This window comes from Sphingomonas sp. (genome assembly GCF_048595155.1).
Lineage (GTDB): Bacteria > Pseudomonadota > Alphaproteobacteria > Sphingomonadales > Sphingomonadaceae > Sphingomonas_I.
This window is the reverse complement of sequence record NZ_JBMDXN010000059.1, coordinates 1-23,694: the sequence shown is the minus strand read 5'-3', so window position 1 is coordinate 23,694 and position 23,694 is coordinate 1. Positions and strand designations below refer to the sequence as shown.

At 63.6% G+C, this 23,694-nt stretch carries 25 protein-coding genes; 7 read left to right on the top strand and 18 right to left on the bottom strand.

The genetic code is table 11. The features are described 5' to 3' along the window. The first annotated feature begins 158 nt into the window (after positions 1–158). Both ACOJSI_RS10020 and ACOJSI_RS10015 read left to right on the top strand, forming a co-directional pair. On the top strand, positions 159–2,003 hold the full coding sequence (locus tag ACOJSI_RS10020) for a potassium transporter Kup (RefSeq protein WP_420138140.1): 1,845 nt from the start codon (positions 159–161) through the stop codon (positions 2,001–2,003). Positions 2,004–2,089: 86 nt separating this feature from the next. After that, a complete protein-coding gene (locus tag ACOJSI_RS10015) occupies positions 2,090–3,967 on the top strand; it encodes a hypothetical protein (protein ID WP_420138139.1) in 1,878 nt (625 codons plus the stop codon). A gap of 39 nt (positions 3,968–4,006) precedes the next feature. On the opposite strand, the gene ACOJSI_RS10010 is transcribed toward ACOJSI_RS10015, so the two are convergent. The 15 genes from ACOJSI_RS10010 to ACOJSI_RS09940 all read right to left on the bottom strand — a co-directional run bounded on the left by ACOJSI_RS10010 (position 4,007) and on the right by ACOJSI_RS09940 (position 15,834). Continuing rightward, the gene (locus ACOJSI_RS10010; RefSeq protein ID WP_420138138.1) at positions 4,007–4,198 is read right to left on the bottom strand and encodes a hypothetical protein; all 192 of its coding nucleotides are present in this window, start codon (positions 4,196–4,198) and stop codon (positions 4,007–4,009) included. Positions 4,199–4,212: 14 nt separating this feature from the next. Then, a complete protein-coding gene (locus tag ACOJSI_RS10005) occupies positions 4,213–4,776 on the bottom strand; it encodes an SAM-dependent methyltransferase (protein WP_420138137.1) in 564 nt (187 codons plus the stop codon). Positions 4,777–4,852: 76 nt separating this feature from the next. Further along, on the bottom strand, positions 4,853–5,092 hold the full coding sequence (locus ACOJSI_RS10000) for a hypothetical protein (protein ID WP_420138136.1): 240 nt from the start codon (positions 5,090–5,092) through the stop codon (positions 4,853–4,855). Positions 5,093–5,258: 166 nt separating this feature from the next. Further along, complete coding sequence (locus ACOJSI_RS09995; RefSeq protein ID WP_420138135.1) at positions 5,259–5,954, bottom strand: response regulator; 696 nt, start codon at positions 5,952–5,954, stop codon at positions 5,259–5,261. Continuing rightward, positions 5,951–8,611 (bottom strand): DUF4118 domain-containing protein, encoded by a 2,661-nt coding sequence (locus ACOJSI_RS09990; RefSeq protein ID WP_420138134.1) that lies wholly within the window; start codon positions 8,609–8,611, stop codon positions 5,951–5,953. The genes ACOJSI_RS09995 and ACOJSI_RS09990 overlap by 4 nt, the downstream gene beginning before the upstream one ends. Beyond that, positions 8,608–9,198 (bottom strand): potassium-transporting ATPase subunit KdpC, encoded by a 591-nt coding sequence (gene kdpC / locus ACOJSI_RS09985; protein WP_420138133.1) that lies wholly within the window; start codon positions 9,196–9,198, stop codon positions 8,608–8,610. The genes ACOJSI_RS09990 and kdpC overlap by 4 nt, the downstream gene beginning before the upstream one ends. A gap of 59 nt (positions 9,199–9,257) precedes the next feature. Then, positions 9,258–11,288 (bottom strand): potassium-transporting ATPase subunit KdpB, encoded by a 2,031-nt coding sequence (gene kdpB / locus ACOJSI_RS09980; protein ID WP_420138132.1) that lies wholly within the window; start codon positions 11,286–11,288, stop codon positions 9,258–9,260. Between the two features lie 14 nt (positions 11,289–11,302). Continuing rightward, positions 11,303–13,006 (bottom strand): potassium-transporting ATPase subunit KdpA, encoded by a 1,704-nt coding sequence (gene kdpA, locus ACOJSI_RS09975; protein ID WP_420138131.1) that lies wholly within the window; start codon positions 13,004–13,006, stop codon positions 11,303–11,305. Positions 13,007–13,019: 13 nt separating this feature from the next. Next, positions 13,020–13,109: a K(+)-transporting ATPase subunit F gene (kdpF, locus tag ACOJSI_RS09970; protein ID WP_420138130.1), complete on the bottom strand. Its 90-nt coding sequence runs from the start codon at positions 13,107–13,109 to the stop codon at positions 13,020–13,022. 291 nt (positions 13,110–13,400) lie between these two features. After that, positions 13,401–13,727, bottom strand: coding sequence for an SMR family transporter (locus ACOJSI_RS09965; RefSeq protein ID WP_420138129.1), 327 nt, complete (start codon positions 13,725–13,727; stop codon positions 13,401–13,403). A gap of 75 nt (positions 13,728–13,802) precedes the next feature. Then, entirely contained in the window at positions 13,803–14,672 is an 870-nt protein-coding gene (locus tag ACOJSI_RS09960) for a transglutaminase family protein (RefSeq protein ID WP_420138128.1), read from the bottom strand. 21 nt (positions 14,673–14,693) lie between these two features. Next, entirely contained in the window at positions 14,694–14,930 is a 237-nt protein-coding gene (locus tag ACOJSI_RS09955; protein ID WP_420138127.1) for a hypothetical protein, read from the bottom strand. Then, positions 14,927–15,100 (bottom strand): hypothetical protein, encoded by a 174-nt coding sequence (locus ACOJSI_RS09950; RefSeq protein WP_420138126.1) that lies wholly within the window; start codon positions 15,098–15,100, stop codon positions 14,927–14,929. The genes ACOJSI_RS09955 and ACOJSI_RS09950 overlap by 4 nt, the downstream gene beginning before the upstream one ends. A gap of 258 nt (positions 15,101–15,358) precedes the next feature. Then, the gene (infA, locus tag ACOJSI_RS09945) at positions 15,359–15,622 is read right to left on the bottom strand and encodes a translation initiation factor IF-1 (RefSeq protein WP_420138125.1); all 264 of its coding nucleotides are present in this window, start codon (positions 15,620–15,622) and stop codon (positions 15,359–15,361) included. A 5-nt stretch (positions 15,623–15,627) separates the two neighbouring features. Continuing rightward, complete coding sequence (locus ACOJSI_RS09940; RefSeq protein ID WP_420138124.1) at positions 15,628–15,834, bottom strand: cold-shock protein; 207 nt, start codon at positions 15,832–15,834, stop codon at positions 15,628–15,630. 307 nt (positions 15,835–16,141) lie between these two features. On the opposite strand from ACOJSI_RS09940, the gene ACOJSI_RS09935 reads away from it, so the two are divergent. Continuing rightward, positions 16,142–16,360, top strand: coding sequence for a hypothetical protein (locus tag ACOJSI_RS09935; protein WP_420138123.1), 219 nt, complete (start codon positions 16,142–16,144; stop codon positions 16,358–16,360). Positions 16,361–16,365: 5 nt separating this feature from the next. On the opposite strand, the gene ACOJSI_RS09930 is transcribed toward ACOJSI_RS09935, so the two are convergent. From ACOJSI_RS09930 to ACOJSI_RS09920, 3 genes are all read right to left on the bottom strand, one after another. Continuing rightward, positions 16,366–17,139, bottom strand: coding sequence for an ABC transporter permease (locus ACOJSI_RS09930; protein ID WP_420138122.1), 774 nt, complete (start codon positions 17,137–17,139; stop codon positions 16,366–16,368). Then, the gene (locus tag ACOJSI_RS09925) at positions 17,136–18,062 is read right to left on the bottom strand and encodes an ABC transporter ATP-binding protein (protein WP_420138121.1); all 927 of its coding nucleotides are present in this window, start codon (positions 18,060–18,062) and stop codon (positions 17,136–17,138) included. Before ACOJSI_RS09925 ends, ACOJSI_RS09930 begins: the two co-directional genes overlap by 4 nt. A 71-nt stretch (positions 18,063–18,133) precedes the next feature. Continuing rightward, complete coding sequence (locus ACOJSI_RS09920; protein WP_420138120.1) at positions 18,134–18,568, bottom strand: MarR family winged helix-turn-helix transcriptional regulator; 435 nt, start codon at positions 18,566–18,568, stop codon at positions 18,134–18,136. A gap of 96 nt (positions 18,569–18,664) precedes the next feature. Between ACOJSI_RS09920 and ACOJSI_RS09915 the strand changes: the two genes are divergently transcribed. From ACOJSI_RS09915 to ACOJSI_RS09900, 4 genes are all read left to right on the top strand, one after another. Then, positions 18,665–19,807 carry an HlyD family secretion protein gene (locus ACOJSI_RS09915; protein WP_420138119.1) on the top strand — a complete coding sequence of 381 codons (1,143 nt, stop codon included), beginning with the start codon at positions 18,665–18,667 and terminating at the stop codon, positions 19,805–19,807. Beyond that, complete coding sequence (locus tag ACOJSI_RS09910; protein ID WP_420138118.1) at positions 19,804–21,363, top strand: MDR family MFS transporter; 1,560 nt, start codon at positions 19,804–19,806, stop codon at positions 21,361–21,363. Before ACOJSI_RS09915 ends, ACOJSI_RS09910 begins: the two co-directional genes overlap by 4 nt. A gap of 10 nt (positions 21,364–21,373) precedes the next feature. Beyond that, positions 21,374–22,816 carry an efflux transporter outer membrane subunit gene (locus ACOJSI_RS09905; RefSeq protein ID WP_420138117.1) on the top strand — a complete coding sequence of 481 codons (1,443 nt, stop codon included), beginning with the start codon at positions 21,374–21,376 and terminating at the stop codon, positions 22,814–22,816. 113 nt (positions 22,817–22,929) lie between these two features. Further along, positions 22,930–23,694, top strand: a 765-nt coding sequence (locus tag ACOJSI_RS09900; protein ID WP_420138116.1) for a sugar-binding domain-containing protein, incomplete at its 3' end; no start/stop codon positions are given.

The window sequence follows — 23,694 nt, the reverse complement described above, 5'->3', positions numbered from 1 at the left end:
TGTGCTTACTGCCCTCGAAAAGCTATTATCTACACGCCATTCGGCTAAGGGCGGCGCCGAGGCCCGTGCTTTGAGGTTTATGCGTGTCAGATCCGTTACTTCCCCGGGCCGACACAGCCCTTACGCCTGCGCCTGTCGAAACCCATGCTCGCGAGCCATTGGCCTTGCTGGCCCTTGGCGCGATCGGGGTCGTGTTCGGCGATATCGGCACGTCGCCGCTTTACGCGCTGAAGGAAAGCTTCGCGGGACATCACCCCCTGACCGTCGATCAGCTCCATATCTTCGGGGTGGTCAGCCTGATCTTCTGGACCATGATGCTGATCGTCACGGTCAAATATGTGTTCATCATCCTGCGGGCGGACAATCATGGCGAAGGCGGCAGCCTGGCCCTGCTGGCGCTGATCGCCCGCCAGCTGGGGGCAAAACGGTGGGGCGCGGGCATCGTCCTGCTCGGCGTCGCGGCCACCGCACTCTTTTACGGCGATGCGATCATCACGCCCGCTATCTCCGTATTGTCCGCAGTCGAGGGGCTGAGCACCGTCAGCGATCGCTTCACCGCGTTCGTCCTGCCTGTCTCGATCGCGATCCTCATCGGCCTGTTCGCGATCCAATCCTATGGCACCGCCAAGGTTGGGATGCTGTTCGGCCCGATCATGGTCTTCTATTTCCTGGTGCTCGCGGTGCTCGGCATTTCCAGCATCCTGACGCACCCGGCCATCCTGGGCAGCATCAATCCGATCTGGGCCGCGCGCTTCTTCCTGATCGATCCCAAGCTCGCTTTTCTGGCGCTCGGATCGGTGGTGCTGGCCGTCACCGGGGCGGAAGCATTGTATGCCGATATGGGCCATTTCGGGCGCAAGGCGATCAGCCTTTCCTGGCTGTACGTCGCCCTGCCCTGCCTGGTGATCAACTATATGGGCCAGGGCGCGCTGCTGCTCAATAATCCCGAGGCTATCGAGAACCCCTTCTATTTGATGGCGCCAGATTGGGCGCGCCTGCCGTTGGTGATCCTGGCGACGCTGGCGACGGTGATTGCCAGCCAGGCGGTCATCTCCGGCGCCTTCTCCGTGACCCAGCAGGCGGTGCAGCTCGGCTTCCTGCCGCGTCTGCATATCGTCAACACCAGCGCGAAAGCGGCGGGCCAGATCTACGTCCCCTTCATCAACTGGGCGTTGCTGGCGATGGTGATCATCATCACGATCGGCTTCCGCAGCTCCAGCAACCTTGCCGCCGCGTACGGCATCGCCGTCACGGGCACGATGTTCATCACCGCCTGCATGCTGGGCATATTGACCTATTCGGTGTGGAAATGGCCGAAGCCGGTGGCGATTGCAGTCACGGGCATGTTCCTGCTGGTCGACGGCGCCTATTTCGCGTCCAATCTGACCAAGGTGCCGGACGGCGGCTGGTTCCCGCTGCTGGTGGCGGCGGTCGCTTTCACGCTGCTGACCACCTGGGCGCGCGGGCGCCAGATCGTGCGCGGTCATCTCAACCAGAGCGCCATGACGATGGAGATGTTCATCGCCTCCAGCGTGCGCGCGCTCAAGCGCGTCCAGGGTACGGCCGTGTTCTTATCGGCCAGTGCGCAGGGGGTTCCCCATGCGCTGCTGCACAACGTCAAGCATAACAAGGTGCTGCATGAGCGGGTGGCGATCCTGACCGTGAAGATCCGCGGCGTGCCGCAGGTGCCGGAGGAGGACCGGATCGAAGTGCATGCACTGGATGCAGGCTTCTACCGCATCCTGCTCCATTACGGCTTTATGGAAGAGGTCGACATCCCCGCCGCACTAGCGCGGGTGAAGGACTGCGGACCGCAGTTCAAGCCGATGGACACGAGCTTCTTCCTCGGCCGCCAGACGCTGATCGCGTCGGACAAGCCCGGCATGGCAATCTGGCGCGAGCAATTGTTCGCCTGGATGGTGCGCAACGCGGAGAGCGCCATGTCCTTCTTCAAACTGCCGGTAAACCGCGTGATCGAGCTGGGCAGCCAGCTGGAAATTTGAACGGACCGGTCTGCCGGTAGGTCAATTGTCAGCCTCCGGCCTTCATGGCAGGATCACCCCTCCGGATTCGGGGGAGTACGGACCTGATGGACGCGCTGAGCAAAGGGCTGATGGCTGCGCTCCAGTCGGATGGCGAGAGCCGTCCCGGCAGCACGCCTGCGCCGATCGCGACGCCCCAGCAGGAGCGACTGATCGGCGCGCAGATCGGTCAATTACGGCGGGCGATGTGGCGCGACGTCGTTTTCCTGTTGATCGGCATCGCGGTTTTGATCGGAGGGCTGACCATGGTGTGGTCGGCCGTCAATGCCGGGGGCGTGATCGTCGAGCCCTTCCGTGTACCGCCTGCCCTTCAACAGCGCGGGCTTTCCGGCGAGGTTGTGGCGGCCCAACTGCTGGATAAGCTCGCTGCGATGCAAGCGGGCACATCGTCGATGCGCGCCCGATCGACGTACACTAACAATTGGGGCACGGACATTAAGGTCCAGATACCCTATACCGGAGCTTCGCTGGGGCAGATCCAGCGTTATCTGCATGACTGGCTTGGCCACGAAGATCGCCTTTCGGGCGAGGTGATCCGTCTGCCGGACGGTCGCATCGCGATTTCGGGGCGGGTCGGCAGAGGTTCGGCCACCCAGGTGGAGGGGCGCGAGGACATGTTGGATGCACTGCTCCAGCAGGTGGCGCAGTCGATCTACGAGCAGACCCAGCCCTATCGCTATGGCGTTTGGTTGATGCGACAGAACCGCCTGCCGGAGGCAAAAGCCGCGTTCGAGCGTTTGACCACCAGCGACGATATCGAAGATCGCGCCTGGGCCTATATCGGCCTCGGCAATGTCGCGGCGCGCTTCGACGACAAGCGAAATGCATGGCTGAACGCGCTGCGGGTCCGGCCGGATTTCGGCCCAGCGCTCTACAACTTGGCCAGCAACGAATATGGCGCCGGCCATGAAGAACTATCTTGGCGCTATTCCCGCCGGATCAGCGACAATCCGCGCACCATGGAGCGCGCGGTAGACCCTGCCGGCTTCAAGGGTGCGCTGGCAGATATTCAGAGCAGCGTGGCCTATATGGTTGGCGATTTCGCCGGCGGTGCCGAAGCGGGTCGGAGATCCTATAGTCTGGCTGACAATGCCGCGCTCGCGGCAAGCCTGGCACCGCTCAACACGGCCGTAGGGCTGGCGCGGGCCCATGAATTGGACGCGATACCGGCCGCCTTGGCTGATGCAGGTATCAACAGTCCGGCCGCGCTGACGGCCGCGATCGAACATCTGGGCCGCGACGCCGATCCCGCACCTTGGATCGCAGCGGCAATGGGAGACTGGCCGCGCGCCCGCGACCTGTGGTTTCGCAATTTGCAGGCTCTACAGAGTGAAGAGACGGACGCGCTTTACGTCGACACCGCGCTTGAAATCCGCGCTATGCTGTCGATTGCACAGGCGCATACCGGACAACTCAGCCAAGCTTCCGGGACGCTCATGCGTACGCCCCTGGATTGCGCGCCATGCGTTCGTGCGCGCGGCATCGTTGCCGCGCTGGCCGGGCGGCATCGAGAGGCTGACCGCTGGTTCGCACGTGCTCTCGCTCTCACTCCGTCGCTTCCCTTCGCGCATGAAGCCTATGCCGAGGCACTGATCAAAAGGGGCGATGCACCTGCCGCGCTGCAGCAGGCACGGCTGGCGGTGCAGAAAGGCCCTCGTTGGGCGGACGCGCACAAGCGGCTGGGCGACGCGCAGTTGCTGGCCGGGCATGCGGACGATGCCATCCGCGCCTATCGTCAGGCCGAACGGATCGCGCCACGCTGGGGAAGACTCCAGATCGATTTGGCCGATGCGCTTTGGCACAGCGGTGCGCGCGGTGATGCGCGGGCAGCGCTGCAGAAAGCAACGACCCTGCAACTGTCCTCGGCCGACAAGCGGCGGTTGAACAGAAAGCGGGCTATTGCCGCCACGATAACCGCGGCGTGATGTAACAGGCGCAATCCCCTCAGCGACGGCCTGTGCGCCTTACGACCGCCCGCACAGCCGCTTGCCGTTCAGCACCAGCAACGCCCCGCCCAGCGTCAGGACGAAGCTCGCAACGACCAATGTGCATTCCAGCGGCGTCGGCTGTTCGGGACGCCCCGGCATCAGCGCGCGCAGCCAGAGGGAGCTTCCCCAGCCGGCGGCGATCAGGGCGGCGCCGGCAAGACGTGCCATGATGTCCGGGCGATTCATTGCGCACCGCCCAAACAGATCAGCGCAACGCCGGCCACACGCTGCAGGTCCGCCACCGCCTGTTCGTGCCGATCCATCGGCAGGCCCGCGAGCAAGCCGTAATGACACAGGACGATATCGGCGCCATGGTCCTCCTCCTCGGCGAGCGCCGCAAGGATGTCGGCCACATCGAACGTTAACTCCAACCTGGGATCGTGAATGCCGATCGCGGTTGCACGGGCGCGATCGACAAGACCGGGGGCGCTATCGAAACCACGCCCCTCGATCGCAACGAAGCCGAGCATGACGGCATGCAGCACCGTTTCGATCAGCCCGCCGCCGTCCGCGCAGCCGACATCCAGGATGCGCACGGCGCGCCGGCCGTTCGCGCGCATGTCCAGTAGCGCGTGATCGATCCTGGACATGACGGCATCCGTGCTGAAACCCCGCTGGGGATTGCCGGACGATCGGCTCGTAGAAACCGAAGGCATCACTGATCCGCCGACGGAGGGCGGGAGCGTGCCGCCGCCCGCAAATGCCTGCGTCGCGATGCGCTGTTCGAAGACAATCTTTGACATCATTCATGCTTTCCTGATCGCAATGCCATCGCCGCTGCAGGTCTATGCCGCAGCGCTACGCAGGTGAGATGCAGACGGGTCATGCCGCGAGGCGGGATATCAGCGGCTCGTCGACGAGCCGGACAACGGCGGCGGCATAGGCATGCCGTTCCCAGCGGGCGAAGCGCAGGGCGGCGTCGCAGGAAACGAAACTCCCCTCTAGCGGGCCGTCTTGCTCCTGGACGAGCCAGTGGCCGCCGCTGTCGCGACCGACCAGCAGAATGACGGGTTCGGCTATATCGGGTTCTTCTGGGTCAGGTTCAGCAGTATCGATGAACATGGACGACACTCGGCCGGAAGAAGGCGTCCGGCACGCGGATCGGCGCAACCTTGCGTCACCGGTAAGCGATGTGCGCCCTTCCGCATTGGTTAAGAAGACGACCCAGACAGATCATGCATAGGTTTTACATAGGAATATTGCCGCTTCGGAGCGGCCGGCGACGCCGTCAGCCAGTTGCGATCAGGCGGTAGCCGACACCCAGTTCGTTGACGATGATCGCCGGCTGCGCGGCATCCTCCTCCAGCTTCTGGCGGATGTTGCGCACGATCACGCGCAGATATTCGATATGGCGTTCGTAATCGCGCGGCCACACGGCGGCGAGGAGCTTGTCATGGGTAATGACGCGTCCCGGATAGCGCGCCAGTTCGGCAACCACGGTAAATTCCTTGGGGGTGAGGTGCACTTCCTCCCCATTCCTGTGGATACGGCGCTGGACGAGATCGATCGTCACGTCACCCGCCTCCACCGACGATCGCCCACCATCGGCAACGACGCGGCTGCGCAGCGCGACACGAACCCGTGCCAGCAGTTCCTCCGTATCGAACGGCTTGGTCACATAATCTATCGCGCCCAGATCCAGTGCCGCCACCTTTTCGTCGGTGGCCTCCCGTGCCGAGACGACCAGAACCGCCGTCTTCTTCGCCTTCTGCTGGATCAGGGGGAGCAATTCCAGACCGTCCCGATCCGGCAACCCGAGATCAAGCAGAACGATATCCGGCGGATTGGCGTCCAGTTCCGCAAGCGCCTGTCGCGCAGAACCCGCCTCGGTCACGCGATAGTCCGCGCGCGTCAGCGTGCCGTGCAGAAGCCGGCGGATATGGGGTTCGTCGTCGATGATGAGGATGCTGGCTGCGTTGCTCATTCTTCGTCCATATTGGTGACGAGCAGGTCTTCGGGAAAGTGCAGGGTGAAGCGGGCACCGGCAGGCTCGCCACGGTTGGCGGCCTCCACTTCCAGCCCCATCGCTTCCGCGAACCCCTTGACGATCGCGAGGCCGAGGCCGGTACCGGCCTGCTTGCGATCCGATCCCTCGATCCGCTGAAATGTTTCGAAGACGTCCCGCTCGCGTCCCGGCGGCAGGCCCGGTCCTTGATCGAGGATCGAGAGTGTCAGGCTGCCCGGCAGACGCTCGGCCCGGATCGCGATCGGCGTGCCGGGGTCGCCATAACGTCCGGCATTATCGAGCAGATTGATCAGGACGTGATGGAACAGCTGCGCGTCGATCCGGACCAGCGGCAAATCGGCGGCGACCCCGAAATCGATCGCATGGCCGTCCAGCGCGCGGCGCGTGTCATGCACCGCACTGGCGATCGCATCCGCCAGGTCGACCGCCTCAATCCTCAGCTTGAGCGCCCCAGCCTCCACGCGCGCCATATCCAGCAGATTGGCAACGAAGCGATTAAGGCGCTGAGCTTCCGCCTCGATCCCGTCGACCAAGTCGGGGCTATAGGTACTGCGCAATTCTGTCACCGATGCCATGATCGCCGTCAGCGGCGTGCGCAGATCGTGGCTGACCGAGGACAGCAGCGCCGCGCGCAGGCGATCGCGCTCCTTGAGCTGCGCCATGCCCCGCATCTCTTCCGCCAAGCGGGCGCGTTCGATCGCGAGAGCCGCCTGATCGAGCAGGCTCATCAGCAAGGGGAGCTGATCCGACTTGACGGGCTCACTGCCATCCTCGCGGCTCATCCCGATCGCGGCGAGCGTGTCCGTCATGTTGCGCAGTGGGTAGAATAGCCAGTCGGACGCGGTCAGCGTGTCCGATCCGCGGCCAGCGGGCACGCCGCGTTCCAGCACCCAGCTGATCGCGGCCAGATCGATCGTATCCAATCGATCCTGCGGAGGATTGGCCGCGCGCACCTGCGGCCCATCGGGCGATGCGACAAGCAGGATAGCGTGCACGTCAAAGATCCGCCCGACCTCGGCACAGATTGCCTGCGCCAAATCATCCTCGCCCGACGTCTTGGTGATCTGGCCGAGGAAGCCTGCAAGAGCGGCATTGGCACGCGCGCTGGACGAGGCGAGATCCGCCTGCGCGCGCACCCGCGCCGCGAACTGGCTGGTGACGGAGGCGACCGCCAGCAGCACCAGCACGGTGATGACATTTTCCGGATTGTTGATCGTGAGTGTGCCGGTCGGCGGCAGGAAGAAGAAGTTATAGGCGAGACTGGAGGCCAGCCCCGCGAACAATCCTGCCCGCAACCCGAACAGGCTTGCCGCCGCCATGACCGGAAGCAGGTAGAGCAAGGCGACGTTGCTGAGGTTGAGTACGTGGCTGAGCCCAGTGCCGAACGCGGTGATCGCCGCCACCATTGTGGCCGCCCACAGATAGTCGCTCCGCCGCCCCCAATTGCGCGCGGCCGTACGCACGCGTTGCTGGGGTGCGGCCCGCTGTTCCATCGGCAGCACGTGGACTGCGACACCCGGCATGCCCCGCACGAGCCGATCAACGACCGATCCGTGGCGCAGCTCGAACCAGCGGGACCGGACAGACTTGCCGACGATCAGCTGGGTCGTACGGGCCTCGGCAGCAAAGGCGCTCAAGCCACTGATGACGGAGCTTGCCGGAACCGTCGCGACGGTCGCGCCCAACTGGCTGGCGAGGTTCATCGTTGCGGAAAGGCGCTTGCGATCCTCGTCGCTCAGGCTCTGCGTGCGGGGGGTTTCGACATGCAGCGCGGTCCATGGCGTACGCAGCGTATCGGCAATGCGCTTGGCGGCCCGCACGAGCCCGTCGGCGCCGGGGAGTTCGCTGACCGCAACCAGGATCCGTTCCCCCCCGGCCCAATTGCCGGAAAGCGCGTGGGTCCGCACATATTCCAGCATCTGCGCATCGACCGCCTGGGCGGCACGGCGAAGCGCGAGTTCGCGCAGGGCGGAGAGATTCGACTTGGAGAAATAATGGCCGAGCGCACGCGTAGCCTCATCCGGCACATAGACTTTGCCGTCCTTGAGCCGATCGATCAGCTCGTCGGGCGGAATATCGACAACTTCGATCTCGGCGCTTTCGAGAATACGATCGGGTATCGTCTCCCGCACGCGTACCCGCGTGAAGGAGGCAACGACGTCGTTCAGACTTTCGATATGCTGGACGTTCACCGTCGAGAAGACGTCAATGCCCGCCGCAAGAAGTTCCTCGACATCCTGGTAGCGTTTGGGATGGCGGCATTGGGGCGCGTTGGTGTGCGCCAGTTCGTCGACGAGCACGAGATCCGGCCGCCGCGCCAGAATGGCGTCGAGGTCCATCTCCGCCAGCATGCGGCCACGATAGTCAATCGTCCGGCGTGGCACGATCTCATGCCCCGCCAACAGTGCCTCGGTCTCCGCCCGCCCGTGGGTTTCGACCACGCCGATCACGACATCGACGCCGGCGCCCGCGCGCGCCGCGCCTTCATTCAGCATCTCGTAGGTTTTCCCGACGCCGGGCGCAGCGCCGAGAAAAACCTTCAGCTTGCCCCGGCCTTCCTGCTCCGCTTGGCGGAGCAGGGCATCGGGATCGGGGCGGTCTTCGCTTTCGCTCACTGCGCCGGTTTAGCGCCTAGTGCGTCCAGCTGTCGATTGAGCAGCAGCACATTCACCCGATCTTCCCCAAGGAAGCCCAAAAGCGGATGCGCAATTGCCTCTTCCACCATGCCGTGGAGCGTCTGCTCGCTCAAGCCGCGCGCCTTGGCGACACGCGCCACCTGGTAAAAGGCCGCTTCCGGCGTGATATCGGGATCAAGGCCGGACGCCGACGTCGTGACCAGATCCTGCGGAACGGGACCGGCGGGTCCCGCCGCTTTCAGCGTCTTGATGTCGCCGACGACGCGATCATGCAGCGCCTGGGACGCCGGGCCGAGATTGGAGCCGGCCGACGCCAGCGGATCATAGCCCTTGCCAGCCGCCGAGGGCCGGGGGTGGAAGTAGCGATCGGAGCTGAAGCCCTGCGCCAGCAGCTCCGAACCGATGACCTGGCCATGGTCCTCGATCAGGCTACCATTGGCCTGATGGGGAAAGGCGAGCTGGCCGATCCCAGTGAGCGCGAGCGGATAGGCAATGCCCAGCAGCAGCGCGAACAGGGCCGTCATCACGATGGCCGGCCGTAGCGAAGAAACGAAATCGTTGCCCATGATAGTGTCTTTCTCTCAAGCCCCGGCCGAGGCCGGGGCCAATTCCGTCGTTGCCGGAGTCAGGCCAGGCCGAGGCCCGCCACCGCGATGTCGATGATCTTGATCCCCAGGAAGGGGGCGATCAGCCCACCCAAGCCGTAGATGGCGAGGTTGCGGCGCAGCAGTGGCCCGGCTCCCATCGGCTTGTAGGTGACGCCCTTGAGCGCGAGCGGCACGAGCGCGGGGATGATCAGTGCATTGAAGATGATCGCCGAGAGGATGGCGCTGTTCGGCGTGGCGAGGTGCATCAGGTTGAGCACCGCCAGCCCCGGATAAAGGATGACGAACATGGCCGGGATGATCGCGAAATATTTGGCGACGTCGTTGGCCACCGAGAAGGTGGTAAGCGCGCCGCGCGTCATCAGCAGCTGCTTGCCCAGGCCCACCACTTCGATGAGCTTGGTCGGGTCGCTGTCGAGATCGACCATGTTGCCCGCCTCGCGTGCGGCCTGCGTGCCGGTATTCATCGCAACGCCGACATCGGCCTGCGCCAATGCGGGCGCATCGTTGGTGCCGTCACCGCACATGGCGACGAGCTTGCCGCCCTGCTGCTCGCTGCGGATCAGCGCGAGCTTGTCCTCCGGCGTGGCCTGCGCGAGGAAATCGTCGACACCCGCTTCGGCGGCGATGGCGGCGGCGGTCAGGGGATTGTCGCCGGTGATCATCACCGTGCGGATGCCCATCTGCCGCAACTCACCAAACCGTTCGCGGATGCCGGCTTTCACTACGTCCTTGAGCGCGATGACGCCCAGCAGGCGGCCGTCCTTGGCGACTGCCAAGGGGGTCATGCCGGCGCGTGCGATATCATCGGTCGAGCGGCGCAATTCGGTTGCGGCGGTGCCATTGCCTGACCCCGGATTGGCCTTGAGGATCGAGTCGACCGCGCCCTTCTGGATCAGGGTGGTCCCGAAGCGGACGCCCGAGATGCGCGTCTGCGCGGTAAAGGGAATGATTTCCGCACCTTCCGGCAAAGCCGTCGTCTGGATGCCGAATTTCTCGCGCGCCAAAACCACGACCGAGCGGCCTTCCGGCGTCTCGTCGGCGAGGCTGGCAAGCAATGCTGCTTCGGCGAGTTCGGAAACCTTGACCGAGCCCACTGTGCGGAACTCGCTTGCCTGGCGGTCGCCGATCGTGATCGTGCCCGTCTTGTCGAGCAGCAGCACGTCAATGTCGCCAGCCGCTTCGACCGCACGGCCCGATTTGGCGAGCACGTTGAAGCGCACCAGCCGGTCCATGCCGGCAATACCGATAGCCGACAGCAGCGCCGCGATCGTAGTCGGGATAAGGGTGATCAGCAGAGCCGCAAGCATCGTCACGGGGATGACGCCGCCTGCATAGGATGCGAAGCTCGGTACCGTGCCCACGGCGATGAGGAAGATGATGGTCAGGCCGACCAGCAGGATCGTCAGCGCAATTTCGTTCGGCGTCTTCTGGCGCTCGGCGCCTTCGACCAACGCGATCATGCGGTCGAGAAAGCCCTGCCCCGGATTGACCGTGACACGCACCTTGATCTGATCGGAGATGACGCGGGTGCCGGCGGTGACGGCGGAGCGATCGCCGCCCGCCTCGCGGATCACCGGCGCGCTTTCGCCGGTAATGGCGGCTTCGTTGACCGACGCGACGCCCTCCACGACCTCGCCGTCCGACGGAATGAGGTCGCCGGTCCGCACCAGAACAACGTCGCCGACGCGCAGTGCGCTGGCGGGCACATCCTCCAGGCTGCTGCCCTTGATGCGACGCGCGGTCAGTTCCGCCTTGGTGGCGCGCAGGCTAGCCGCCTGGGCCTTGCCGCGGCCCTCCGCCAGCGCCTCGGCAAACGTCCCGAAGAGCACGGTGAGCCAGAGCCATACGACCAACTGGGCCTTGAAGCCGAAGGCGAGATTGTCGTGGCCCAACGCGAGCAGCACGGTCAGCAGCAGAGCGACGCAGGCCGTGACGAACATCACTGGATTGCGCACCAGCTGGCGCGGGTTCAGCTTGAGGAAGGATTGTCCGATCGCCGGCAGCAGCAGATCGGCGGTGAACAGGGATTTTGTAGCGGTGCGCGCCATGATTTGCGTCCCGATCAGGAGAGATGGCCGCCGATCATCGAAAGATGATCAGCGATAGGGCCAAGCGCGAGGCTCGGCAGGAAAGTGAGGCCGCCCATAATCAGGATGACCCCGATCAGGAGACCGACCCACAGCCCGCCCGTAGTGGGGAAGGAGCCGGCGCTTTCCGGCGTATGCTTCTTTGCGGCGAGGCTGCCGGCAATTGCCAGCATCGGCACGATTACGAAGAAGCGACCGATCCACATGCATACAGCCAGCATGCCGTTGTAGAAGGGCGTGCCGGAGGTAATGCCCCCGAAAGCCGACCCGTTATTGGCCACTGCACTGGTGAAGGCGTAAAGGATCTCCGAAAAGCCATGAGGCCCCTTGTTGAGCGGCCCTGCCAGCCCGGCGGTCGTGACACTGGCGATGGCCGCACCCCCCAGGATTGCCAGCGGCAGTACGGCGATAGCGAGCACCGCAAGCTTCACTTCGCGGCTTTCGATCTTCTTGCCGACATATTCCGGCGTACGGCCGACCATGAGGCCTGCAACGAACACGGCGAGGATGGCGAACAGCAGGAAGCCGTAGATGCCCGCACCGACGCCACCGACGACGATCTCACCCAATTGCATGTTGAAGATGGGAACGAGCCCGCCAATGGCGGTGAAGCTGTCGTGCATCGCATTGACGGCGCCACAGGATGCAGCGGTCGTGACCACAGCGAACAAGGACGACGCAGCGGTGCCGAAGCGGACCTCTTTGCCCTCCATATTACCGCCGGCCAGGCCGAGCTGGTGCAGCATCGGATTGCCCGCCGCTTCCTGCCAATAGCAGACGGCAACGCCCGCGATGAACATGAGCATCATGGCGGCCAGGATCGCCCAGCCTTGCCGCACATTGCCGACCGCCTTGCCGAAGCACCAGGTGAGGCCGACACCGATCGCGAAGATCGACAGCATCTGCACCAGATTGGTGAGCGCGCTGGGATTTTCGAAGGGATGCGCGCTGTTGGCGTTGAAGAAACCGCCACCATTGGTGCCGAGCATCTTGATCGCTTCCTGCGATGCCACCGGACCAAGCGTGATCACCTGTTTGGCGCCCTCCATCGTGTTGGCGGTAACCTGTTGGGTGAGGGTCTGAGGCACGCCGCTCGCGATTAGATAGACGGAGTACAGCACGCACACCGGCAACAGCAGATAGAGCGTGACCCGCGTCATATCCGCCCAGAAATTACCGAGCGTCGCCGTCTGACGGCGCGCGAAACCGCGAAACAGCGCGAAGGCAAGCGCGATACCGGTGGCAGCAGACGTGAAATTGTGGATCGCCAGCGCCAGCATCTGACTGAGGTTCGACATCGCTGCCTCGCCCGAATACCATTGCCAATTGGTGTTCGTGGCAAAGCTGACCGCCGTATTGGCGGCGCCATCGGGGGTGATGCCCGACATAGCGGGCGCGTTGAGGGGAAGAACGGCCTGCAGACGCAAAATGGCGTAGGTAAACAGCGTCAATACGACGTTGAACAGCAGCATGTGGACGGCGTAGCGGCGCCAACCCATCTCAGCCGCCGGATCGACGCCGGATAGACGATAGAAGCCGCGCTCGACGGGGCCGAGCACGACATGAAGCGGCGTCCTGCGCCCTTCATAAAGCGCGAACAGCCAAAGACCGATCGGCTTGGCGAGTGCCAGCAATATACCGACAAATACGAGGATCAGGATCCAGCCCTGGGGTGTCATGATGCCGCTCCCGTCAGAAGCGTTCGGGCCGCAGAAGCACGGCCACAAGATAAAGGAGAAGGCCGAGCGCGGTGATCGCGGCGAGCCAGAGATCGAGGGTCATGCGCCGACGCCCTCACGCATTGTCGCACAGCCGGACATAGGCGAGCGTTGCCGCTACCAGTCCCAGCATGATGCTGATCCAGATGATGTCTTGCACGTTAAGTCCTCGCGCTTAAACTCGAGGTTCAGCATTAGGCAGCGCGCGCATAGGGAAACGAGATAGCGTGCAGAGCATCGGCATATGTTCTGCGTTAAAATCGCGATTATGCAGTTGATGTCTTGCTTGATCGGGTGGGCCTTACCGCCCGCAACGCCCGGTCAAGGTCGGGACCGTTTGGAGCACGCGTAGGACCTAGTGCACGACCTTCGAGAAGACATTCATGACGACAAGGCCGGCGATGACGAGGGCCATACCGATCATCGCCGGCGCGTCCAGCTTTTGCCCATGAAATGCCCAAGCCGCGCTCGCGATCAGCACGATGCCGACGCCGGACCAGATCGCATAAGCTACGCCCGTCGGGATCGTCTTTAAGACCTGCGAGAGACAGAAGAAGGCAATGCCGTAACCGATGGCGGTGACGATCGACGGCCCCAGCTTGGTGAAGCCGTTCGATTGCTTCATGAATGACGTCGCGATCACCTCGGCGAGGATCGCTACCCCCAGAATTGCATAGGCCATCGAGGGGTATGTACTGCGCTGCGAAACTTTGTCGCCGGGTTTGTAGCCTCCGTCATCGACGTGAATCGTCGCAAGTTACCGCGGCGATTCACCAGCGATAGCCTGCACCTCGACCTCCATATCGATGAAATCCTCGGCCGCACCGACGTAGCCGCCGCTGATCGGCATGATTTGTGCGATCGTGCGGGCGACGGCGACGGGGACAAGATTGGCGCTGCCCATCCGAGTATTGGTGGGATCGAAGGCGATCCAGCCGGCATCGGGCAGGTAGATTTCGGCCCAGGCATGGGTCGCCCCATGCTGCCCCTCGCCACCGCTCCTAGCGTCATAAAGGTAACCTGAGACCGCGCGCGCGGCAAAGCCGAGGCGGCGAGCAGTCTCGATAAATAGGGTCGCGAGATCGCGGCACGAGCCGCTGGCAAGCACAAGCGTGTCTTCGGCTGACTGCGTGCCTTCTTCGTCGCGCTGACGGTAGCCGATATCGCGATTGATGCGGCTGTTGATGGCTTGCAGCAGCGAGAGCGTATCGGACGGCAAGCCGTCCCCGAACCCCGCCACCCATGCCGACAGGGCATCGCCCCGCGCAGCGGAGGTCGACACGAGCAACGCACCCAGATCGAGCATCTCGTCGGGCGCGTATGCGAAGGGATGACGATGCGCGAAAGGCGCGATCGTAAAGACGGGCCAAGCCTCCGCGCATTGCTCGACCAGCAAGTGGCTATCGATGATCAGCCGATCAGTCGGCTCGGCAAACATAGCGGTGGCGATCAGGTTGCCGAACACATCTTGGCTCCAGTCGAGCCGGGCCGATGGCGCGCACCACAGTCGCCGGGTGACCAGCTTCAAATCATGCTGGCCGCGCGGGCATAGCAACAGCCGATGCGGCTGCAAGGCAACCGCACGGGCGTAATGATATGTCGTACGATGATGGATCGTCAGCAGCACGGCACCATCCTGACCGGCCGGTCAGGCGGTCTTGCGGGCTGCCAAGGCACGCTCAACGATCAACAGACCTTCCGGGCTCGCGATCGCGAGATCCAGCGGACGCCCACCCATGGCAGGATCGTCCGCGTTGAGGAAAGCGATCACCGCGTCGGACTCGCCAAGCGTATCGAAGGCCAGGCTGGTCGCCCGGCCCTGCCGTTCGGCCTCCTCAGGCGAAAGGCGCGGACCGGAAAAGCGATTACGGAACGGTTTGTTCATGTGTCATTTCCTTCAGCCGGCCGCGCGGCGTCGCGGAGGTTTTCGGCGCGGATCGCGCGCGCGGCCATCAGGCGCCACGCCGCCTCGGAGCGCAAGCAGCTCTCTTTCACATTGGCGAGGTTGGTGTCTTTGGCCTGTTGTGCGGCGTCTTCCGCACGCGCCAGATACAAGTCGCTGTTAGTAGACATTAAAGGCTCCTGACCTGAAATTGCTTCCGGCGCGTGACAGGATCAGCCGAGCATTTCGGCAACGATCCGGCGCATATCCGCCCGCGACAATGGCGAGCGCAGCTGCTGCTGCCTGGGAAGGTAAGATGTGGGAACGCGTGATAGGGCGCGACGCGAATGCGCCACGGATGTCAGTGATTGTGTGTGCATAATTCCTGGTGCGCACTTGCTCGTGCGCGTTTTCAAATAGAGGATGGGTTGCTAGCGCCGGAACGTCCGCCGCTGCCCGGATCCAACGACGCGGGCCGTCGGCTCGCGGAAAATGATGCGCCCCTTATCGAGATCGTAAGGCGTCATTTCGACCTGGACGCGATCGCCCACGACCGATCGGATGCGGTTACGCCGCATCCGGCCGGCCGTATACGCGATGATCCTGTGATCATTGTCGAGAAGGACGCGGAAGCGCCCATCCGGCAAGATCTCATCGATCAGGCCGTCGAAGGTCATCAGATCTTCTTTGGCCATGTGTCTTACGCCGCCTCGAGATTGACCGCCGATTCCCGGCCACGCCTATCCGCTTCGACGTCGTAGCGGAGACGCTGGTTCTGATCGAGCGTGGCCATGCCGGCGCGTTCGACGGCGCTGATATGGACGAAGCTGTCCTTGCTGCCATCATCGGGCGCAATGAAGCCAAAGCCCTTGTCGTTATTGAAGAATTTTACGGTGCCTACTGGCATGGGATGTTTCCTTTCACGAAAACGGGGTTCCCGCCGGCAAAGCGCCGAAAGGGCCGTGAAGCGTGAAATGGAACAATTGCCGTAAAGGGCATCGAATTCCGTCGCAGGCGACGTTAGCAGTCTCTAAATAGGTTTAGTTTCCGGAAAAATCAACCTGGGCTGCGCACGGCTCGATCAAGCACAGGATTTCCGAATTATTGCCGAGCGGCTTGCGCGTTTTCCAAACAGCGCGACTCCGCTTCCGATCTATGCTAGGCGTGCGCTGCCTATTCCGGCTGACGCGGTGGGACCGCGCAGGAGATTTACGATGTCACGCGCACTCAACCTCAATGCTCCCCAGGAGCATGTTCTCGCCACGTGCGTGAAGCAGAAGGTCGCCATTACCCAGATCGAGTCACTCGTTTCAGGCGGCACCCGCATAGTACTGAAGAATGGCGACGATGCCGCGACGATCGGCCGCATCTATAAGAGCAAGGTCATAACGGGCCCGGTATCCCGTATCCCGGCCCGCATGATGCATGCCTGAGCGGTTCAGGGCTTCAGCCGCCAGCCGGTCTTGAAGATCCACCAGAGCAGAACAAGACAGGCTATCAGGAAGGCGGCGGTCACGGCGAGGCTTTGGCCGACACTTACGTCGCCAACCCCGTAGAAACTCCAGCGGAAGCCGCTGACGAGATAGACGACGGGATTGAACAGGCTGATCCTGTGCCACGGTTCGCGCAGCATATCGATCGGGTAGAAAGCCCCGCCCAGAAAGGTGAGCGGGGTAATCACCAACGCCGGGATGATGGCGAGCTGCTCGAAGCTCTTGGCCCATATACCGATGATGAAACCGAACAGGCTGAAGGCGATCGACGTCAGCAGCAGGAAGGCGACCATCCATACCGGGTGGACGATGCGCACGTCGGTAAAGAAGGTCGATGTCACCAGAATGATCAGGCCGATCACCACCGATTTGGTGGCGGCCGCGCCGACATAGGCGGCGACCGTTTCGACATAGGACATGGGCGCCGACAAAATCTCGAAGATCGTGCCGGTGAATTTGGGGAAATAGATGCCGATCGAGGCATTGCTGATGCTCTGCGTCAGCAAGGTCAGCATGATCAGGCCGGGCACGATGAACCCGCCATAGCCGACGCCGCCGCCGAGTTGCGGCATGCGGGAGCCGAACGCGCCGCCGAAAACGATGAAATACAGCGCGGTGGTGACGACCGGCGTAGCGATGCTCTGCCAGACGGTGCGCAACGTACGCGCCATCTCCGTCTTGTAGATCGCCTTCATGCCCGAAAGGTTGATGCCGCTCATGCCGGACGCTCCACCAGGGTCACAAAGATATCTTCGAGCGAACTGCGTGACGTATCCAGGTCGCGATAGTCGATACCGAGTTCGCCCAGCCGCCGTAGCAGGGAGGGCATGCCGGTATCCTCGGCCTCGGCGTCGAACGTGTAGACCAATTGCGACCCATCCTGCTCAAGCGTGAGCGGCCAGGCGGCCAGCGCTGCCGGCAAGGCGGACAAAGTCTCTTGCAGCGCGAGCGTGAGCCGCCGCTTGCCAAGCTTGCGCATCAGGGCCGCTTTTTCTTCCACCAGCAGGATCCGCCCATGATCGATCACGCCGACACGATCGGCCATTTCCTCCGCCTCTTCGATATAATGGGTGGTGAGGATGATGGTGGTGCCCTTCTCCCGCAGCTTACGCACGAGCGCCCACATATCGCGGCGTAGGTTGACGTCGACGCCCGCCGTCGGCTCGTCGAGAAACAGCAGATCGGGTTCGTGGCTGAGCGCCTTGGCGATCATCACCCGCCGCTTCATCCCACCCGACAATTCGATGATCTTGCTGTTGCGCTTGTCCCACAGCGACAAATCTCGCAGCAATTGTTCGATATAGGCAGGATGGGCGGAACGGCCGAACAAGCCGCGGCTGAAGCTTACCGTTCCGAGCACGGTCGCGAAGATATCGACCGCGACTTCCTGCGGCACCAGGCCGATCTTGGCGCGCGCGGCACGATAGTCAGAGGCGATATCATGCCCGTCCACCCTGATCGTCCCGGATGTCATGGTCACGGTGCCGCAGATCAGGCTGATCAGCGTTGTCTTGCCGGCGCCATTAGGCCCCAGCAGCGCGAAAATTTCGCCGCGCTGGATCTCCAGATCGACATGATCGAGGGCCACAAGCCCGGACTTATATCGCTTGCTGGCAGCAGCGACGGACAGGATCGGCGGCATGGACGCCCTTCAAAGCGAGGTCGGAAACACGCAATACGCGCACGGTGAGGTGGCGCCCATGTGGGGATGCTTCAGTCGGCGTCAATCTCTTCGAGGCGATCGTTCATCTTGCGAAGCGCCTTGAACAAAGCCTGCTGTTCTTGTTCGGAGAGTATTCCGAATACATTTGTAACAAATTTCTGACGCGCCGGCTCGGATGCCGCAAGGGCAGCCTCCCCTGCCGGTGTGATCGAGAGACGCTTGGCCCGCCGATCGGTGGGATCGGGCGTACGCTGGACAAGGCCATCCCGCTCCAGCGCATCGATCGCCTCGGTCACGGTGCGTGGCGAAAAACCAAAGGCAGTACCGATGTCGGCCGAACGCGCAGATCCCTCTGCTGCAATGAACTTCAGCAACTTAGCCCGCGCCAGCGACACGCCGTCCATCTTCATCGCGCGATCGATGGCGCGGTGCGCGCGCAGATAGAAATCGCGCAGCTCGTCAACGATTTCGTTCAGATCAGTCATCTGAAATAACATGGTCCCATATAAAATGGGCTTGCCATAGCTTTGTTGCAGACGCAACAGGCCGGTAACGAGTCGGACGGACGGAACGAAATCGACATGACAGACGATGCGCAAAGCGCACCCGACGAAGCCAAGCCGGCTTCCTCGCGTAGACGGACATTCCGTCGCGCGCTGATGGTTCTTGGGCCCTTGGCCCTGATCCTGCTGGTCGCATGGTTCATCCACTATGAGACGCGCGGCAAATATGTCGAGAGCACCAACGACGCCTACCTGCGCGCAGACTCAGTCACTGTGTCGCCGAAAATTTCCGGCTACGTGGAGCAGGTGCTGGTTGCCGACAACCAGGACGTGAAGGCCGGCCAGCCGCTGGTGCGCATCGACCCGCGGGATTATCGCGCGCAGGCGGCACAATATCAGGCACAGATCGACGTCGCGGACGCCAATGTTGCCAACGTGCGGGCCACCATCGGCGAGCAGCAGGCCGCGATCAGCCAGGCCCGTGCCGAACTGGCGGTCGCCCGCAGCGATGCGCGTTTCGCGGCCGAGGAAGTTGCTCGTTACACGCCACTGGCGGCATCGGGTGCGGAAACGCGGGAAAGACTGAACAACCTCCGCAACCAGGCCGCCCAGGCGGCAAGTCGCGTCGCCGCGCAACAGGCCGCGCTCACCAGCGCGGAACGTCGCATCGGATCCTTGCAGGCGCAGATCCGGCAGGCCCAGGCGCAAGGCGAGAGCGCCCAGGCGCAGTTGGCCGCGGCCAATGTCAATGTCGGCTCGACGATCGTGCGTGCCAGCGTTGACGGCCGTGTCGGCGACAAGACGGTCCGGGTTGGCCAATTCGTGCAATCCGGCACGCGCATGATGTCGGTGGTTCCGCTCGGCGGGCTCTATGTCGCGGCCAATTTTAAGGAAACACAGATCGGCCTGATGCGCGTGGGCCAGCCGGTGACGGTTCGGGTGGATGCCTTGCCCGGCGTCAGCCTCCGCGGCCATGTACAGAGCGTATCACCGGGGACGGGGGCCGAATTCTCGCTGCTGCCGCCACAGAATGCGACGGGCAACTTCACCAAGATCGTTCAGCGCGTCCCCGTGCGGATCGCGATCGAGGCCGGCCCCGAAGCGCGCGCGATACTGGTTCCCGGCCTCTCGTTGACGGTGAGTGTCGACACGATTTCGGCCAAGGGCGCTGAAGACCGGATCAAGGATCAGCAGAAACGGTTGAATCAGGCGGCCCGGTGAGCAGCACCGCCGCCCCCGCCACGCCCGACCATCTGGAACGGGCCGACACGGCTGCGTGGCTGGCCGTCGCGGCCGGTACGCTGGGTGCGCTGATGGCGACGCTCGACATCTCGATCGTCAACTCATCGCTGCCGACCATCCAGGGTGAGATCGGTGCCAGCGGCACGGAGGGGACGTGGATCGCGACCGCCTATCTGGTCGCGGAGATCATCATCATCCCGTTGGCCGGCTGGCTCGAGCGGTTGCTGGGATTGCGGACGCTGCTGCTTCTGGCCGCGATCCTGTTCACGATCTTCTCGATGATCTGCGGCCTATCGAGCACGCTTACGATGATGATCATCGGCCGCGTCGGTCAAGGCTTTACCGGCGGGGCGATGATCCCGACCGCGCAAACTATCATCGCCACCCGCCTGCCCCGCCACCAGCAGCCGGTCGGCACCGCCTTGTTCGGCGCGACCGCCGTGCTGGGCCCGGTCGTGGGCCCGGTGATCGGCGGCTGGCTGACCGAGAATGTCAGCTGGCATTATGCTTTCTTCCTTAATCTGCCGGTCTGCGCAGCGTTGGTGGTTTTGCTGCTGGTTGGCCTGCCCCATAACAAACCCAAGCTCGACCTGCTGCGCGAGGCGGACTGGCTCGGGATCGCCGGGTTGGCGTTCGGACTGGGCGGCCTGACGGTCGTGCTGGAAGAAGGCGAACGCGAGCAATGGTTCTCCTCGCCCACGATCATTTGGCTGACAGTGGTGTCTGCCATCGGATTCCTGCTGTTGTTCGCGGGCCAGGCGGCCGCCAAGCGGCCCGTGATCCGGCTGAAGCTGCTGCTCGACCGGCAATTCGGCAGCGTCGTGGCGATGGTGACGGTCGTCGGCATGGTGATTTACGGCACCTCTTATGTGATCCCCCAGTTCCTCGCGACCATCGCCGGCTATAACAGCCTCCAGGCCGGCGTGATCGTCCTACTGTCCGGCGTGCCGACGCTGATGCTGATCGCCATCACGCCCATCCTGATGCGGGCGTTCGACATCCGCGTTGCCGTCTCCATCGGCATGGGTTTGCTCGCGCTCAGCGCCTATATGGAAACCGATCTGACCGCGCTCTCGACGGGCGGCGACTTCGTCTATTCGCAATTGCTGCGCGGCACCGGCACCATCTTCGCGATGTTGTTCCTGAATCAGGCGGCCATCCAGTCGGTGCCGCGCGAGCAGGCAAGCGACGCGGCGGGCCTGTACAATGCGGCACGCAATTTGGGTGGCTCGCTAGCGCTGGCAGGCGTGGCCGTGATCCAGGATCAACGCTTGTGGCTGCACAGTCGGCGGATCGAGGAGACGCTGTCCGCCAATTCGGTCAACGTGCAGACCTATGTCGCCGGACAGTCGCAAGCGCTTGGAAGCCAGAGCGCGGCGTTGCGTGCGATCGAAGGCACGATCCAGACGCAGGCGCTGACCATGACCTACATCGACCTGTTTTGGATCCTGACGGTCGGCATTCTGTGCGTGTCGCCCCTTATCCTGTTTCTGCGGCCGTTGCAGCGGGGCCGTGCCCCCGTCGCGGCGCATTGAGGACCTGCTGATGCGTACCCCTGCCCTTCTTCCGCTCGCGCTTACCAGCCTGCTGCTCACGGGTTGCACGGTCGGCCCCAATTATGCGGGGCCACCGGCGGCGGCAGGGGATCTAAGTCATGCCAACTTCGTGCGGACAGGCAATCTGGCTGTTGCTGCCGCGCCCGGTGTTGCGCACTGGTGGGAGCAGTTGAACGATCCGTTGCTCAACACTTTGGAAACACAGGCGCTGGCGGCAAGCCCGGATCTGGCTGCGGCTGAGGCCCGGCTGCGCCAGGCACGGGCTTCGTTCCGCCTGGAGCGCGCCAATCAGGCGCCCACCGCAAGCGCCATGGCGCTCTATGCCCATGCGCGTCTTCCAGGCGTCGATCTCGGCGGCGGGAGCAGCAATAGCGAGAATGACAGCGCCTCAGGAAATACGACCAGCCTGAACCTGTACAATGTCGGCTTCGACGCAAGCTGGGAAGTCGATCTGTTCGGCGGCCAGCGCCGCACCGTGGAGGCCGCGCGCGCTGAAGCGGAGTCGGCGGAAGCCAATTTGGCCGATGCCCAGGTGAGTCTCACCGCCGAGGTTGCGCAGGCCTATATCAACCTGCGCGATCGACAACGGCGGATCGCCCTTAACGCCAAGTCGGTGGCGATGCAGGAGCAGATGCTGGCATTAACCCGTGACCGCTTCGCGCAGGGCACGGCGTCGCGGCTAGATGTCGTCCGCCTCCAGACCCAGCTGGAGAATACGCGCGCCGATACGGTGCCGCTGGATGCAGAACGGGAACAATATCTCGACGAACTCGCGACACTTACCGGCCAGGCGCTGGGCGCGGTCGACACGGCTCTGGCGCAGACGGAACCTGTTCCCCTGCCGCCGACCGCCGTCGCGATTGGCGATCCCGCTGCCTTGCTCCGGCGCCGGCCCGACATCCGCGCTGCCGAACGCACCCTCGCGGCGCGCACCGCACGGATCGGCGTTGCCGAAGCGGCCCGCTTCCCGCGACTGAGCCTGATGGGTATTATCGGCTTGGGTGGCACATCGCTGTCCGATCTGTCCGACTTCGGCAATGTCGCCGCGCTCGGCGCCCCGCAATTGAGCTGGAGCTTCCTGGACTTCGGCCGCAACAAGGCACGCGTGACGCAAGCGGAGGCCGCTCGGGACGAGGCAGCTGCCCAATATCGTGGCACTGTCTTGACCGCACTGCGCGACGCCGAGGGATCGCTGTCGCGTTACCGTAACCGTCGCCTGGTCGTCGCCGCACAGGCACGCGCGCAGCTTTCGGCGGACGAAGCAGTGGCATTGTCGCTGCAACGTTATCGTGCCGGCACAACCACCTTGATCGACCTGCTGGATACACAGCGCCAGCAGATCACAGTTCAGCAAAATCTATCTTTGGCGCAGGCCGGCCTGACGCAGGATTATGTCGCCATTCAGAAAGCCCTTGGCCTCGGCTGGAGTTGACGGCGAGATCCGAGACAATCGGCCAGCCAGCGGCGAGCATCGCGATAAACGGGCTCGCGCCCGATACATCCTTCACTTACACGGCGATAATGATCACATAATTAGGATGCATTGTGCCCTCCCGCCGAGAATTCCTGCAGTCCAGCGCGACGCTTGCAAGCCTTGCCACCGGCGTGGTGCCGATGGCGGGCGAGACGGCACTGGCTGCCGATGGCGCCATTGCATCCCGTTCGACTCGCCTGAGCGAATGGCGCTTCCATTTGGGCCATGCGGCCGACCTGGACCGGGATTTCGGCTATGGCCGCAATCAGCGGACCTTTGCCAAGGCAGGCTACGAGACCGCCGATGCGTCCCGCGCGGACTTTGACGACCGTGGCTGGCGCAAGGTGCGCGTCCCGCATGATTGGGCGGTGGAGCTGCCTTTTGCCCCGCCCGCACAGGCGGCGCCCAAGGAAAGTGCCGATGCGGTCGCGGCCCATGGCTTCAAGGCGATCGGGCGCGACCATCCGGAAAACAGCATCGGCTGGTACCGCACCGCGCTCGGCATCACGCCCGCCGATCGGGAGCGCAGCCTGTGGCTGGAATTTGACGGCGTGTTCCGCAACAGCATCATATTCGTGAACGGCTATGTCGTGGCCACCAACGACAGCGGCTATGCGCCCTTCACCGTCCCGATCGGCGATTTCCTGGATTATGAGGGCGGCCCGAACGTCGTCACCGTGCGGGTCGACGCGACGCTGGGCGAAGGCTGGTTCTACGAAGGCGCCGGCATTTACCGGCATGTCGACCTGGTGCGGACCGCGCCGGTCCACGTCGCCGCTCATGGCAGTTTCGTATCCAGCAGCATCGGGCCCGACGGCGCAAATGTGTCCGCCACG